The 15,776-nt window shown below is 35.0% G+C and carries 15 protein-coding genes and 1 pseudogene; 12 read left to right on the forward strand and 4 right to left on the reverse strand.

Going from position 1 to position 15,776, the window contains the following annotated elements; genetic code table 11:
• Nucleotides 1-15 precede the first annotated feature (15 nt).
• The 4 genes from E2636_RS07665 (at nt 16) to argH (ending at nt 4,434) form a co-directional block, all read left to right on the forward strand.
• Nucleotides 16-960 carry an MBL fold metallo-hydrolase gene (locus tag E2636_RS07665; RefSeq protein WP_134209667.1) on the forward strand — a complete coding sequence of 315 codons (945 nt, stop codon included), beginning with the start codon at nt 16-18 and terminating at the stop codon, nt 958-960.
• Complete coding sequence (locus tag E2636_RS07670) at nt 947-1,699, forward strand: SDR family NAD(P)-dependent oxidoreductase (protein ID WP_134209668.1); 753 nt, start codon at nt 947-949, stop codon at nt 1,697-1,699. Before E2636_RS07665 ends, E2636_RS07670 begins: the two co-directional genes overlap by 14 nt.
• 159 nt (nt 1,700-1,858) lie before the next feature.
• Nucleotides 1,859-3,067 (forward strand): argininosuccinate synthase, encoded by a 1,209-nt coding sequence (locus tag E2636_RS07675; protein ID WP_134209669.1) that lies wholly within the window; start codon nt 1,859-1,861, stop codon nt 3,065-3,067.
• Nucleotides 3,064-4,434: an argininosuccinate lyase gene (gene argH / locus E2636_RS07680; RefSeq protein ID WP_134209670.1), complete on the forward strand. Its 1,371-nt coding sequence runs from the start codon at nt 3,064-3,066 to the stop codon at nt 4,432-4,434. Before E2636_RS07675 ends, argH begins: the two co-directional genes overlap by 4 nt.
• Nucleotides 4,435-4,536: 102 nt before the next feature.
• Here argH and E2636_RS07685 read toward each other — a convergent pair whose 3' ends face one another.
• Nucleotides 4,537-5,781, reverse strand: coding sequence for a benzoate/H(+) symporter BenE family transporter (locus tag E2636_RS07685; RefSeq protein WP_134209671.1), 1,245 nt, complete (start codon nt 5,779-5,781; stop codon nt 4,537-4,539).
• A gap of 491 nt (nt 5,782-6,272) precedes the next feature.
• Here E2636_RS07685 and E2636_RS07690 point away from each other — a divergent pair, with 491 nt between their 5' ends.
• Together E2636_RS07690 and E2636_RS07695 are read left to right on the forward strand one after the other, a co-directional pair.
• A complete protein-coding gene (locus E2636_RS07690; protein ID WP_134209672.1) occupies nt 6,273-6,803 on the forward strand; it encodes a sigma-70 family RNA polymerase sigma factor in 531 nt (176 codons plus the stop codon).
• Nucleotides 6,784-8,166, forward strand: coding sequence for a DUF4179 domain-containing protein (locus tag E2636_RS07695; protein ID WP_134209673.1), 1,383 nt, complete (start codon nt 6,784-6,786; stop codon nt 8,164-8,166). The genes E2636_RS07690 and E2636_RS07695 overlap by 20 nt, the downstream gene beginning before the upstream one ends.
• Nucleotides 8,167-8,458: 292 nt before the next feature.
• Here the strand turns inward: E2636_RS07695 and E2636_RS07700 are convergent, their stop codons facing one another.
• Complete coding sequence (locus E2636_RS07700) at nt 8,459-9,463, reverse strand: DUF3231 family protein (RefSeq protein ID WP_134209674.1); 1,005 nt, start codon at nt 9,461-9,463, stop codon at nt 8,459-8,461.
• A gap of 718 nt (nt 9,464-10,181) precedes the next feature.
• Between E2636_RS07700 and E2636_RS07705 the strand changes: the two are divergent.
• The 4 genes and pseudogenes from E2636_RS07705 to E2636_RS07720 all read left to right on the forward strand — a co-directional run bounded on the left by E2636_RS07705 (nt 10,182) and on the right by E2636_RS07720 (nt 13,550).
• A pseudogene (locus tag E2636_RS07705) lies at nt 10,182-10,637 on the forward strand (GNAT family N-acetyltransferase).
• Nucleotides 10,638-11,315: 678 nt separating this feature from the next.
• Nucleotides 11,316-11,852 carry a sigma-70 family RNA polymerase sigma factor gene (locus E2636_RS07710; protein ID WP_243840747.1) on the forward strand — a complete coding sequence of 179 codons (537 nt, stop codon included), beginning with the start codon at nt 11,316-11,318 and terminating at the stop codon, nt 11,850-11,852.
• Nucleotides 11,852-12,268, forward strand: a complete 417-nt coding sequence (locus E2636_RS07715) for a helix-turn-helix transcriptional regulator (RefSeq protein WP_134209675.1) — start codon at nt 11,852-11,854, stop codon at nt 12,266-12,268. The genes E2636_RS07710 and E2636_RS07715 overlap by 1 nt, the downstream gene beginning before the upstream one ends.
• Entirely contained in the window at nt 12,258-13,550 is a 1,293-nt protein-coding gene (locus E2636_RS07720; RefSeq protein WP_134209676.1) for an FtsW/RodA/SpoVE family cell cycle protein, read from the forward strand. The genes E2636_RS07715 and E2636_RS07720 overlap by 11 nt, the downstream gene beginning before the upstream one ends.
• Before the next feature lie 340 nt (nt 13,551-13,890).
• Here E2636_RS07720 and E2636_RS18960 read toward each other — a convergent pair whose 3' ends face one another.
• Nucleotides 13,891-14,064, reverse strand: a complete 174-nt coding sequence (locus E2636_RS18960; RefSeq protein WP_166669498.1) for a hypothetical protein — start codon at nt 14,062-14,064, stop codon at nt 13,891-13,893.
• 130 nt (nt 14,065-14,194) lie between these two features.
• On the opposite strand from E2636_RS18960, the gene E2636_RS07725 reads away from it, so the two are divergent.
• Nucleotides 14,195-14,422, forward strand: coding sequence for a helix-hairpin-helix domain-containing protein (locus tag E2636_RS07725; RefSeq protein ID WP_243840748.1), 228 nt, complete (start codon nt 14,195-14,197; stop codon nt 14,420-14,422).
• 77 nt (nt 14,423-14,499) lie between these two features.
• Nucleotides 14,500-14,922, forward strand: a complete 423-nt coding sequence (locus tag E2636_RS07730; protein ID WP_134209677.1) for a DUF1801 domain-containing protein — start codon at nt 14,500-14,502, stop codon at nt 14,920-14,922.
• Nucleotides 14,923-15,019: 97 nt separating this feature from the next.
• On the opposite strand, the gene E2636_RS07735 is transcribed toward E2636_RS07730, so the two are convergent.
• Nucleotides 15,020-15,658, reverse strand: coding sequence for a TraX family protein (locus tag E2636_RS07735; protein ID WP_134209678.1), 639 nt, complete (start codon nt 15,656-15,658; stop codon nt 15,020-15,022).
• Between the last annotated feature and the right edge of the window lie 118 nt (nt 15,659-15,776).

Here is a 15,776-nt window from a genome sequence, read left to right on the forward strand (position 1 = left end):
TAAGGAGAATGCCTAATGATTCATAAACTAATTTTACCTACACCATTTGCTGTAGGGGACGTCAATGCCTATTTATTAAAAGGAGACTCGTTATCATTAATTGATGCGGGCCCTAAAACACCTGAAGCTTACGAAGCATTAGAACGAGGTATAAAAGAAGCAGGTTATTCATTTAATGATATAGAACAAGTGTTTTTAACACATCATCATCCAGATCATGCAGGATGGATTGATGCTTTTCCTCAAGCTAAAGTATATGGACATGTCTACAATGATCTTTGGCTAACACGTGATCCAGCATTTTTTGCCTATCATGATGAATTTTATTTAAAACGTTTAAAAGAAGAAGGCGTACCGGAAAAATATCACTCATGGGTAGAAAAAATGAAACGGCCTGTGTCTTTTCTCGGAAACCGTCCACTTGATGAGACGCTTGCAGAAGGTGATGTACTCCCTGGGCATCCGGGTTGGACAGTACTTGAAACACTTGGACATGCACAGAGTCATATTTCTTTTTGGCACCCAGAAAGCAAAGTAATGATTGGTGGAGACCATATTTTAGAAAAAATTTCATCTAACCCTTTGATTGAACCACCACTAAATTCAAGTGATGGGCGTCCTAAATCGATGCTTCAATACAATGCATCATTGAAAAGAGTCTTATCCATGCCTGTTGAGAAAATTTATAGTGGACATGGAAATGAGGTTTTCAATGTTCATGAACTAATAGAGCATCGTTTAGAGAGACAACATGAGCGTGCTATGAAAGTACATTCGATGATATCACAACAATCATTGACCATTTATGAAATCACACAGAAACTATTTCCGACCGTATATGAGAAGGAACTCGGTTTGACGCTTTCAGAAACCATTGGGCAAGTCGATTACTTGTTATCGGAAGGTCTGGCATTTGAGTCTAGTGATGAATATGGAGTATTCTCCTATGCAAGAGCATAAAACCGTTCTTGTTACGGGAGCTACCAGTGGTGTAGGATTGCAAGTCGCAAAAGACCTTCATGCGAAAGGATACAGCGTTTATGCAACAGGTCGGTCAAAAGAAGTTCTTCAAGAACTTGAAGCGCTCGGCATTCATGCAATCGAAGCAGATTTACTAATAGATGATTCACTTGATGAAGTTAACAGCCAATGTCCAGCCCTCGATATAGTTGTGTTTTCTGCAGGAATAGGAACATTTGCATTAGCGCATAACACAACCGATGAACAAATTGAACAAATGATGCGCGTTAATGTAACGGCTCCCATGAAGTTAACGAGTAGAATTTTACCGAATATGTTAGCAAAAAAATCGGGTCATCTCATCTATGTCGCTTCACAAGCAGGGAAAATTGCTACACCCAAAGCATCTGTTTATGCAGCAACAAAACATGCACTCCTAGGTTACGCAAACGCTACACGTATGGAAGTTCAACCATACGGCATTTATGTGACAACCATCAACCCAGGACCCATCGATACACCATTTCTAGATTTGGCTGACTCTACTGGTTCATATAAAACAGCCTTAAAAAAATTTTTATTGTCCGTTGAAGAAGTGTCAAATGCAATTGTCCATGTGATAGAGCGTCCGACCCGTGAGGTGAATTTGCCATGGTATATGGGTATTTCAAGTAAAGTATATGGTATGGCACCTGGAGTCATTGAACGAGTGGGTAGAGAGTTTTTTACAAAGAAATAATAGGTAAGAAGAGCAGCCAACGAGGTTGCTCTATTTTTTGAATAGTTAAACTTCTCTATATGCATGAAAATACGCTTGATTACATTTATTCTACATGTTATCATTCATGTATATTAATTCAATGTAAATGAATAAACATACACTCAGGAGGAATAAAACATGAACAAAAAAGTCGTTCTCGCATATTCAGGTGGTCTAGATACTTCAGTAGCAATTCCATGGTTAAAAGAACAAGGATACGATGTAATCGCAGTTTGTCTAGATGTTGGTGAAGGTAAAGATTTAGATTTTATTAAAAAGAAAGCCATTCAAGTAGGTGCTGTTGAAAGTTATATGATCGATGCAAGAGACGAATTTGCAAACGAATATGCATTGCTTTCGCTTCAAGCCCATACTTGGTACGAGAATAAATATCCATTAGTTTCAGCATTGTCTCGTCCGTTAATTTCAAAAAAACTAGTTGAAATTGCACATCAAACGGGCTCACAAGCAGTGGCACATGGTTGTACAGGGAAAGGCAATGATCAAGTCCGTTTTGAAGTGTCAATTAATGCACTAGATCCTACTTTAGAAGTTATCGCACCTGTACGTGGATGGGGCTGGTCACGTGAAGAAGAAATTGACTATGCTAAGAAGAATAACATTCCGATTCCAGTTAAATTAGATAGCCCATTTTCAATTGACCAAAACTTATGGGGCCGTGCTAATGAATGTGGAATTTTAGAAGACCCGTGGGCTACACCTCCAGCAGATGCTTATGATATTACGGTTGCGATCGAAGATGCACCAGATAAAGCTGATATTGTTGAAATCACATTTAATCAAGGAGTGCCAACGGAATTAGATGGCGTTCCATATTCATTAGTAGATTTAATTCTAAAATTGAATGATGTTGCTGGAAAACACGGAGTTGGACGTATTGATCATGTGGAGAATCGTTTAGTCGGTATTAAATCTCGTGAAGTATACGAAGTACCTGCAGCTCACACATTACTTATTGCTCATAAAGAACTTGAAGACATTACTCTCGTGAAAGAGCTAGCCCATTTCAAACCAGTTATTGAGAAAAAGTTAACGGAACTAATTTATGATGGTTTGTGGTTCTCTCCATTAAGAGTAGCACTTGAAGCATTCATTAAAGAAACACAAGTGTATGTAAATGGTGTGGTGCGTGTGAAATTATTTAAGGGCCACGCGATAGTAGAAGGACGTAAATCTCCGAATTCACTATATGATGAAAAACTTGCAACGTATTCTACTAATGACGAGTTTAACCATGCATCTGCAGTCGGCTTTATTGAATTATGGGGTCTTCCAACTAAAGTACATGCAATGGTTAATAAAGGAGAAGAGAAGGTGACTGTATGACCAAACTATGGGGCGGTCGTTTTCAAAAGTCTGCTGAACAGTGGGTAGATGAATTTGGCGCATCTATTGGCTTTGATCAGCAACTCGTTATCGAAGACTTGACTGGTAGTATCGCGCACGTCAAAATGCTCGGTGAGTGCAGAATATTACCAATTGAAGACGTGACTGCAATTTTAGGTGGTTTAGAGCAGTTGAAAGTAAAAGCGACAAAGGATGAGTTAGTTTTCGAAGTTGCGAACGAAGACATTCATTTGAATTTAGAAAAAATGCTGATTGATTTGATTGGACCTGTAGGTGGGAAGCTGCATACAGGGCGCAGTCGTAACGATCAAGTGGCGACAGATATGCATCTCTATTTGAAAAATAGAGTGAGTGAAATTGTCGATAGCATCAAAATGTTCCAGCAAGCGATACTCACTCAAGCTGAGCAACATGTCGAAACCATTGCACCTGGCTATACACACTTACAACGTGCGCAACCAATATCGTTTGCTCATCATCTAATGGCTTACTTTTGGATGTTGGAGCGAGATCAGCAACGTTTGTCTGAATCGCTTAAACGTATTGATATGTCACCATTAGGTGCCGGTGCACTTGCAGGGACGACATTCCCAATTGACCGCGAAAAAGCAGCCAATTATTTAGGGTTTGAGCATGTGTACCAAAATAGCATGGATGCCGTGAGTGACCGTGATTTCATCGTGGAATTTTTAAGTAATGCATCACTTGTGATGATGCACTTATCGCGTTTCGCTGAAGAAATCATTCTGTGGTCGAGCCAAGAGTTTCAATTTATTGAACTCGATGATGCGTTCGCCACAGGCTCAAGCATCATGCCTCAAAAGAAAAACCCTGATATGGCGGAATTGATTCGCGGGAAGACGGGTCGTGTGTACGGAAACTTATTTAGTTTGTTAACTACGCTAAAAGGATTACCACTCACTTATAACAAAGATATGCAAGAAGACAAAGAAGGCATGTTCGATACGGTTCAAACCTTGAATGGATCATTACAAATCTTCGAAGGTATGGTCCGCACGATGACCATTCATACAAAGCGATTGAATGAAGCGGTACATCAAGACTTTTCAAATGCCACAGAACTCGCAGATTATTTAGCGACAAAAGGCATGCCATTCCGTGAAGCACATGAAGTGACTGGAAAGCTCGTATTTCTTTGTATTCAGCGTAAGATTTACTTGTTGGATCTAACACTTGAAGACTTACAAGAAGCAAGCAAGTTAATTGAAGCCGACATTTTTAACGTGTTGTCACCTGTATCCGCAGTGAAGCGACGCAATTCTCTAGGTGGAACTGGTTTTGATCAAGTTCGATTGCAAATTGAGAAAGCCAAAGCACTTTTATAGCATTACGAACATCCCACTTGCTGAAAATATTGGCAGGTGGGTTTTTTGTCTGTTCAGATTCGGGGGCGGGGTCGCATCCCATTTAATAGAAGTACTTAATAATTAAGCTGCTTTACTTGAAATTACTGTGCTTGAGGAAATACGTTGCTTGAAGTCCTTTTTCTCTAAGAACCACGAAACAATCCAACCTCCAATAAGTGCCCAAAACGTTGCACTTATCCCTAAAAAATTTACACCTGACATCGCAATAATTAATGTGAAAAAGGCGCCTAATTGAAATTGTTTTCCGTGAAAAGAACGCTGTAAGCTTTTTAGTAACACGCCAATAAGTGCTAAACCTGCTATAAGTTTTATCAATGACTGAGGCATTAATAAAATAAAAGAAAGTGATAAGGATGCTAATAGACCAAAGATTACTAACCATACGCCTGATATAAATGCTGCGACATAACGTGTTTCCTTTGGACCAACATCTTTAGATGCACATAGTGCGGACATTATTCCACCCATACAAGCACTGTGTCCTCCAAAAATTCCAGCAAACATAGTTCCAATCCCACTTATCATAATTATTTTTTTTGCTTGAGGTTGATATCCCTCATCTTTCAATACCGTTATTCCTTGTGCTGATTCTGTGCTAAGTAACATGACGGTAATAGGAATAGAAATAGCTAAAATTGCACTTAAGGAAAAATCAGGCATCCAAATAGCTGGCATTTCAAACGTAAAATTCATTTTCGAGGAACTCTGTGCTAAAAATGGAAATAAGGTAAATCCAACAATTACCGCACCAATGATGGGAGGGATCTTTGGGAATATCTTCGCAAAAATAAAATAGGACAAAAGAGTGATGGTACCAAGTAGTGGCAACATAGATAAAGACTTAATCATATCTGTTCCAAAATGAATCATAGACCCTGCGATCATGGCCATTACCAGTTCTGAAGGCAACCAAATAAGTAATCTATCAAACCATCCTAGAAATCCTATAATAAATATGAGGGAACCTGCAATTAAGTATGCACCAACTGCTTCATTAAAAGAATATTGAGTAATAGCTTGTGTCATTAACACAGCTGATGGAATTGAATAGGCTCCGGCAATAGGCTGACCAAATAGCAAAGACATGATTATACCAAGCAACCCACCTACAAAATAGATTCCAAATAACCAAGAAATCGTTTGACTAGTAGTCAAGTTTCCATTCTGAGCAGCAGTGATGACGATAAGGACAGGACCGGTACAACAAATGATGGCAGCAACAGTTCCAGCTGACATATTTTTAATAGATAAATATTTGGGGATAGATAGTGCATTTTTAATAAATGGAACGTTCTTATTTAGCAATATTAAGTACCCCCTTTTTGAAATTATATAAATATTCTGAAATTATTACAATGTTTTCTTTTTGTAGATTAGTAGCTCGCTTAAATATAATCAGATATATCTAAGGAAAAGTTCCTTAGGAAGTGGATAATGGAATCCAATGGTTAACAGGAGGCACAGCTAGCTTTGACAATTATTCAATTGGAATATAAACAAGTATCGTCCTAATGCAATCCTGTATTAAATAGTGGATTTGAATAGACGAATGAAATCATCCTGAGAGTAAAGTCATGTCCTGTATGGTTTCAGTGAATCGTCCAATGGGTTTCACGCATTTGGCCAAGTCTTATATGTTGTGAATATTATATATTTAAACTTGATTTTCAATAAATATTATCAAGTAATAAATAAGATATTTTATGTCTTAATTTTAGTAGCTAATTCAATTACTTTCTTCTTTTTGAAACTTATTTATTCAACGACTGCTCTAACTAATGAAAGGAGGTTGTAAATTGAGAGATTTAGACCTTGTTATAAGCGCTATTAACGGAAATGAAAAAGCTTTCGAAGCACTTATTAAAAGCGAAAATGAGAAATTATATAGAACCGCATTTCTTTATGTGCGAAATAAAGAAGATGCATTAGATGTTCTCCAAGAGACCATTTATAAGGCATTTGTTTCAATAAAAAAACTAAAAAGTCCTGAGTATTTTAATACTTGGTTAACAAAAATATTAATTCGTACAGCCTATGATCTAATTAGAAAGAAAAAGAAAGAGGTATTAAAAAACAACATTAATTATGTAGTTGAAAGCACATATGATATGGATTGGAAAATGGATTTATCAAGAGCTATATCAATGTTAAAACAAGATTATCAAACTGTTATTATTTTATTTTACTATCATGACCTACCTATACAATGTATTGCCGAGACAATGGAAAGACCTGAAAATACGGTAAAAACCTACCTTAGTCGTGCAAAAGTTGATTTGAAAAAAATAATAGAAGGAGGGAATAAATATGAACAAAAAGCAACTTGATAAAGAACTAAGTGAAATTGAAGTGCCGAATGAAGTATTTGATGCTATTGATAAAGGGATCGCAAGGGGAAGAATGGAGAAAAAGAAAATCAACTCTAAAAAAATCATTGGAACCATTTCATCTGTTGCTGCTGTATCTTTTTTAGCATCAGGTTTAATTTTTGCACCAATGACTAACGTGTTAGCGTCTGTACCATTGATTGGCTCTATTTATGAAAAATTTAGTTTACAAATTGGACATGAATTACTAGAAAGTAATTTAATTACTCAACTTAATCAAGAAGCAACAAGTAATGGAGTTGATATAACGCTAACGAGTGCTTATTACGATGGGAATGTTATTGGAATTACATTTAAGGCTAAAGGGGAACGAGTCTCCTTAGATAGTGATGGAGACAAAGAGACAGAAAGTGGATATAATTTCCACTTATTTGATGGTGTTGAACAAAATCAGTGGTCTTCAGCTATGACACAGCTAGAAGAAACAGAAGATGGATACGAGGCCGCTATTGAGTTTTATAATCCTAACGCTAACTTACCTAAAGACTACACTCTACCATTTACATTGACATCCATTACAGGTATTAAAGGAAATTGGAAATTCGATATTCCCCTTGAGCAAATTCCCTTAGAAACAATTAATTCAGATGCTGAAAGTATATTTAATGGACAGGATAACTCACTGAAAATGGAATCGGTGGTAAAAGGGAAAGCAACAACACTATTAAATTATAAAACAACATTCCCTTTAGTTGGTGAAGATGACGATATAAGAATAACTGTCTTTGACAATGAAGGAAATAGGTTATCGAAGAACCACGCAGATGTATTAGTAACCGAGCAAGATGGTGGATTGGCTATAAAAGAAGTACGAGAACTATTTAGTAGCAAAATTAACGAAGAGGCAAAGTTCTTAATCGTCCAACCTGAAATAATAAGAAACGAAGAAGATACATTTAAGTCCCTGAACCAAAAAACTCCCTTTATGGTGGAAAGTAATAGGTTTGATTATAAAATCAGGATTAACAGCTTAAAGCAAAATGGAAACCAATTAATTTTGGATTACAATGTGCAAAATGTAAATACAGATGCTATTCGTAAGGATAGTATCCAGAATTTCGCCAATTTTATTATGCTAATTAAATCTGAAGATATACAAAGGAGAAAAATGCTCGAATACGAAATTCGTAGTAATCAAGCTGAAGTCATGGCTGATGGTAGTTTACATTATCAATCCATTTTTAACATAGAAAACCTTGATAAATTTGACTACAGAGACTATTCTTTAACTGTTCCATTCGGCATATTAAGTGCAAATGAGCCTATTAAAATGAACCAAATAATAGTTGACTTAAATAAATAGTCAAACAAAAAAATAGATGTTGGGTCTTCAAGCCCAATGTCTATTTTTTATTTTTATTGGCAAGTTAAACTCCTTAACAATGAGGCATTTTCCTTATCACTGAAGATATTATTTCAAGTGTATGATACATATAATTATTGGACCATACTAAAGATTACGAAGGTGCGTATGAACTAGTTTTAGGCGATAGAAAAAATGCTACTCTTCATAAAACACTAACAAGTTATATAAACAAAAATTGACCAAAGCTAGGAAGTGCAATCTGTAATAGTTTTTTTGGAACCACATTCTTCTAACCCTTAGCCAAATTTCTTCTGTCTGGAGATGATGGCGGTTTTTCTAGCCAACCATTATTAATCATAATGTTCGCGCCATCTTCAGCATACTCCATGATTTCTGCTGTTAAACGGGTATAGGCAGCTCCTAAATCTCTTCTTGGACTTGCGCCTAAGGATGCGCCGTAATATCCTGTCCCTACTGCATTAAGCGCAGTGACAAGGAACATCATGAGTTTATCTGAAAACGGAGCTACTGTTGAAAGTGTTGGTGCTGTATCTGAAGTCATTGGTATAACTAAATTGTCCTTACTGAAAAATTCGGCAAATACAGTACTATGATGCTTCGCAATTTCTGACCCTTTCACAAAATATTGGCGGACATTTTTTGAGCTAGCCACTTGGCTAAATCCTGTAACAATTGAACTACCTATTACATTTCGTTGCAAATTAAAAAATAAATTTGTGATCTCAATCGTTGTCAGTTGTCTTTCTTCACCAATCCATCCAGCTAAAAAATGTTGTTTTTGTACAAATTCCACTTGATTAGGATATGGAATATAAGGTGGGCGGACCATAACTCCTTTTTTTAACATAAGATTGGTAGAACGATTAACAAGTTCTGCAGAAGAATGCAAACATGATGTATAAAAATCCCGAATATCATTTCTTATTGAATTAGGCAATGCCACACTGTAAGAATTTAGACCTATTGCACCCAACTTCGCCATATAAGTCAGTATGAATGTGTCTGAAAAAAGTCTAGGTGCATTTACATGTACATCTTGTTCCGTAAAACCCATTGGGATAGGATGTTGTTCAGCATCTAAGATTGATCTAATCACTTTTACATGATTTTCAGCTAGCTCTAAGGCATATTCTAAAATTGAACTAATTTTTGGGTCTTCTACTATATTCAAAAAATAAGAAATTGTACAAATACCTAATGTATCGTTTTGATATTGTTCCCATAACAAGCCAACTTCAGAAGATGCCAATTTAGGATTATGATTATCTTCCATCTAATTACCTCCAATTATTTTTCTATAAATTATGTTCTCCATAAATTTATATAAATAATCAAAAATGACTTACAAAATACCGACTTTTAAAAAATTCCACCCTTTCTTTTTAAGTGATTCGGGTAGATTATCGTCTTATCTGCCTTGTGTTGACCCATCTATTTTTGAAACTGAAGTGTTGTCACGCTTTCTATTTTTTGTGTACCTAGTCCACACGATGTGGATGAGATTAAAATACATTCAAAAAAGATACTAAAAAACAGTACTGCTAGGTATTCTCTTGTTAACTTCATTCTAATTTCCCCTGTGCAATGTACATTCTCGGGCTGAAACAAAACTCGTCCTTCTTGAACAATAACTTGCGATGTTTTCCAGAGAAAGACACATGGATCTCTGATTAATCAAACGGTCCAGATTGTATAATGAACCTAGTTTTAAAACTTCCCTATCGTGGCGTTATATCAACCTAAGGTGCACGCTCTATACAACGCGGTTATCGATTCAAATGATGTCTGATCATCCAGTTTCTACTTCAACTAACGGCGGTTTAGTTAGAAAGAATTTAATAGAATAATTAAAAAGTCTAAAAATTTATTCATATAATTTATAGGCAACATTATGACAAACAAAAGAATTTTTAAAATTAATGATTACAAGGGGATAACGCATAATTAACAAAGTTGTTTAGCGTTTCCCTGAATTTTGAAAGGGGAAAATTATGAGTACAGTGAATGTGGAAATTATAGAATTAAATGCAGAAAACTGGTAAGACTGTTGTGAATTAGAAATATTAACAGAACAAAAGAAATACATTGAGCCAAATTCTATATCAATAGCTCAGTCAAAGTTTGAACCTGCGTTAAAGTCATTTGCTATTTATGTTGAAGAAAAAGTAGTTGGCTTTTTGATGTACAATTCTGTTCAAGAAGAACTTGATGGTTATTGGGTATATAGAATAATGGTGGATAAGGAATTCCAAGGCAAGGGTATAGGTAAAGAGGCAACTAATTTAATGATTTCAGAGATGGCTAAATTACCAAATGCGAAAAAAATTGTTGTAGGTTATCATCCAGAAAATTTGGGCGCACATAATTTATACTCAAGTTTGGGATTTATTGATAATGGTGATAGGTTCGGTAAGGAAATGGCAGTTATTAAATATATAATCGATTGATAAATGACGGATAAAATAATAAAAAGACAAAGAGGACCATTTTTTGGTCCTCTTCTTATTGTGCTAACGTGTGCTTAGTTGAATAATCAGTTTCCCTGTAAAGCCAGCTTTTCATTGAGAAACGAAGTTAATACTTCCTCAAAGTGGAATGAGGAGGTTAGATGCTTATATAGGAGATAACTATTTGGGACCGTATTCGTGAAAGTTCATGAGTAATAACTTCAAGAGTTTAAAACAATGCGACTGTTCTTACGATTAGTCAAGTATCTTAGATAACTTCCCTATTCATTCTCAAGTTTTAACTAAACTCGTCCTTTTCTGAACACGACGGTACTGGTTCTAAAAATATCTGTAACTTTAATCGATAATTCGCACCGATTTTAAGTTATATTACAAATATTATATTAAATGAACACAGGAACTAAATTACGTCTGTCCTTTTCATTTGAGATATAAGGGAATTCGATTTTCAAGGATATTTCAAATCCCGAATATTGAACATTTGTGCAGTATTGCTCAATAAACAGCTTCTAATATTTTTAAACTGATAAACTAAACCATCGAGGATATAATTATCGGTGGTTTAATTGTTTTTATCAATATTTTTAGGGGATTAATAAAAAATGAAAACTTTCTATCTTTTACGGTCGTCTAATGTGCGAAATGAGGGGACAGCGTTTGGAAGAATTATTTATTGTGAATGCCGATAAAACAGAATTCGATGCAGTCATTAATAACTTAATGACTACACATGGGCAGCAGGTCTTGCAACTTGTCTATGCTTACGTACATAACGAAGCAATTGCTGAAGATTTAACGCAGGAGATCTTTGTGAAATGTTTCAAAGCGTTGCCAACTTACAAAGGACAGTCGTCAATCAAAACTTGGCTATGGCGAATTGCAATCAATCACACAAAAGATTATTTGAAAAGCTGGTATAACCAACAAGTACATACAATGGATGATCTATTTTTAAATTCAATCAATTCTGCTTCTGATGTCGAACAAATAATCATGCAACAAGAAGAAGATGTATCCCTTGCGAATACGGTCATGAGTCTGCCTATAAAGTATCGAGAAGTCATTTATTTATTTTATTTTGAAGAATTGACGATAAAAGAAATTGCAAAGGTTTTAAGGAGTAATGAGAATACGGTCAAAACAAGGCTGCGTAAAGGAAAAGCCATATTAAAAGAACGACTGGAGGGATTCTAATGGAAGAACGACTAAAGAGCTTAAAAAAGGCAATGAAAAGTACTACATTTAAAGAAATAAACTTTACGGACGAACATCGAGAAAAAGCACATAAGCAAATCGTTCAAATGCAATCAATTGACTTAATAGCAGATATCTTCCCCCTTCTCATTGAAGAGAAAACAGGGACTGAGATTACACAATTACTTCATATGAAAGGAATAAAAGTGATTCATTTAAATGAGGGCATCGTTTATACAACACTTCACGAAGCAGAACAAAATGGCTATCTTGATGCTTATTGGAATGAAGACGGTGAAAAATTTTACAAGCTATCAAAAAAGGGCTTAAAAACCTTACAAAAGCAATCACAATTGCAAAAAAAGCAACTTTCGCTAAAACCTTTATTACAAGAGGTGACTACGAATGGACAGTAAGCAATTTTTAGAGCAGGTTCTTTCGCATATTCGTTCGAAGGAAGCAAAAGGATATGTGAAAGCAGAACTATCTCAACATATGCAACATGAAAAAGTCGCTTGGATGAAAAAGGGTTATAGTAAATTGGAAGCAGAGGAAAAGTCTGTGTTAGAAATGGGGAATCCATCTACACTAGGCAAATCATTCAACCGATTACATAAACCCAAAATAGATTGGTTACTTGTGTCATTAATTATCGGTATGATGATTATTAGCTTTTTACCGATACTTGCATTAAATGGTCCTCAATATAACATTCAATTATATATTGAAAATAAAATATTTCATATTATTGCAGGAATCATTGTGGTAATAGGACTAATGTTGGTTGATTATAGTAAATTTACACGCTGGGGATATGCTTTTTTTGCTGCAGGTGCTTTATTTGTTACATTTCTTTATCTTTTCCATAATCAGCAAATAAACGGGGAACCTATGTTTAGTATTGGACCAATTACATTGCAAGTATGGCTTGCTATTCCTTTGTTTTGTATTGCATGGGCTGCACTTTTCGCGAAAGAAAACTTTCCATTATGGCAGGCGATTGTACTTGTTATATTTTCATTCGTTTTACTTAGTTATATTCCGAATTTGTCGGTCTTGTTTATTTATAGCGTTATGACATTCGTGTTATTTTTACAGAGTAAATTTTCTTGGAAACAAAAAGGAGCTATTATTGTTCTGGTTATTGGAGTTATTGTTGGTTTCATAAGTTTCATGGTCATTAGTTATAAAAAAGGGGTAATAGCAGATTATCAATTAGTTCGTCTATTCGGCTTTTGGAACCCTGAAGCATATGCAACTTCGAGTGGATCTATAAACATTTTACTTGCAGATATTTTACGAGAGGCAAAATGGTTTGGGAGTGGGACGGCTTTTGTTATACCAGAAGCGCATACGGATTTAGTATTCGGACATATCATTCAATCATTTGGTCTTGCTTTAGCCTTTGTTATTTTTATAATTCTATGTTTAACACTTGTACGTCTAGCACTTATTTTAACGATGATAAAGAATCCATTCGGTAAATTACTGATATCTGGTTGCATCGCCATTTTTTCAACGCAATTATTATACGAAGTCGGTATGACAATAGGCTTGGTACCGATTTCTTCTATGCCCTTACCTTTTATTAGTTATGGCTTAATGCCAACTGTATTGAATGCATTTATAATAGGTGTTGCTTTAAACGTATATCGTCGAAAACATTTTGTACAAGTTTCTTCTATCGCTAATTTATAGAACAGTACAGTTTATTTGTGTGAAGTGAGGAAAGTCTGCGCAATTATGAAAGATTTGAATTCCCAAATATCTATTTAAATCAAGTTTCGGTAAAAGTACATTGTACTTTTACCGATACTTTTTCATTTGTCCAATTTCCCTGTTCCAAAAGTCGTCCTTTTCTGAACACGACTTAATCAATTGTGCAGCGAATTTCAAAAAAAAAGTAGTGGCGGTGGGGTTCACCAGTATTACTGGATTAGCATAAGTATATCCATTTGGTGATAACGGTTCAGCCTGATCACTAGGATGCGGATTCTATTACTAGGAAGTTACCTTTCTCGGTGTTCTAATACCGTGCTTACAGATAATAATTTTTTGTTTCTTGATACCGAATTGAGTTAGCTTGAGCCAATTCGCGTACTCCTGTTAATAAAAGTAAATAGGCATCGTACTTGTAAGAATCTACTTCTTTACCTTCGTTATCTCTAATTGATACTATGTCCTCACGATGATTTTTCCAGTAATGATACACTTGTGCCGTCCAGATAAAATAGCGTCCTAGGGTTTAAAACAATTATGGTCAAATTATTTTAAAGAAGGATTTATGGGGTGAAAAGACGAATATCCCTATAATTAATGAATTTTTAATATAAAAGAAAGGTATGAGAAAATTGATTCCAAATAACCTTGGTATGCATAGTAATCTTCCAACTGAATTAGCTAAGCCAGCACAGCGAGCACTTGAGAGAGCGGGTTATTTGCAACTTGAGCAGTTTACCAAACTTAGTGAAGTTGAAGTAATGAAATTACATGGTATGGGACCTAAAGCACTTGAGCAAATTCGTCGTGCTCTTAATGATAGAGGATTATCGTTTGTCAAAGGCTCTTAAAAATTTCCAGTTATTAAATGCATGCAAACTTACGTTTAATTATTTCTAAAAACTTTTGATTAGGAGAGATTTAACTTATGTATGAACTAAAAACGAGAGAAACAGAAAGCAGTGTCATTGAGTTTATTGAAAATGTTGAAAATATTAAAAAGCGAGAAGACGCCTATAAATTATTAGATATTTTTTCTGAAACAACAGGTTTTACTGCAAAGATGTGGGGACCAAGTATCATTGGTTTCGGTTCATATCATTATAAATACGAATCTGGCCATGAAGGTGATGCAGCAGTTGTTGGTTTTTCACCTCGAAAAGCTAAGATTAGTTTGTATTTTGCACCAGGTGATGCGAAACGAGAAGATTTATTAAAAGACTTTGGAAAACATACGACAGGAAAAGCTTGTGTTTACATTAATAAAGTAGCAGATATTGACGTGGATGTCTTGAAAGCTTTAATCAATCAATCTGTCATTTTTTTGCGAAATACCTATCCAGATTGTTGATGAGCTTGTTTGTTCAGCTCTATAAATAAATATGTAAGAGAATAGGATAGTTATGATTTTGTATTATCTAAGTAGTAATTATTGAGTTTGAATCTCCCTATCTATGAATCATTAAAGACAGGAGATATAAAATTAATAAATGTGATGGGTAAAAAGATCGATAGAATAGTCTATGAATTTTCACTACAGGAAGGTGCTTTTTAAATATTATGATTAACGTAGCGATGATACTAAATGATTGAATGGAGTGCCACGATTCAAAGTAGTTCAAGCTATATAAGACGTCTAAAATTAAATGACCTATTAGTAGAGCAATAGGTTTTTCTTTCAGAAAATAGTAGAGTAAAAATAAGCCATATCCATATAGACCATAGTCGGTGAAATCTGAAAATGGCATCATTATGAAACCAAGAATTGTGAGAATGATAATTCCCCAAAATCGGTTTACTTTTTCATAAAGTACAACTGCACTTGCTCCGTATAATAAGGTGAAGATTACGTTTAAAGAGTAGGTTTCGAAAAGTAGTGTAAAAGGAATTTGCGCTAATACAGCAATAATGACTAATCTCTTAAAATAGGTTGATCGACTTCTTGTTAATGTCAAACCCCTTACTAATAGGAATGTGTAAACTGGAAAAGCTACTCTTCCTATAGTCCTCCAAGTAATATCAGACGGGAAAAACTCATAGCCTATATGGTCAACTAACATTGTTATTATAGCTATCCATTCCAACATAAAGAAAACCTCGTTTGCTTAAATAAATTAGGTTTATTATACCTTTCTATACCCCAATCTACTAGTCATGTTGATTTAAAAAAATTTCAGAAATGTAGTATTCTTATGATTAATTTTA

This window comes from Paenisporosarcina antarctica (assembly GCF_004367585.1).
GTDB lineage: Bacteria > Bacillota > Bacilli > Bacillales_A > Planococcaceae > Paenisporosarcina > Paenisporosarcina antarctica.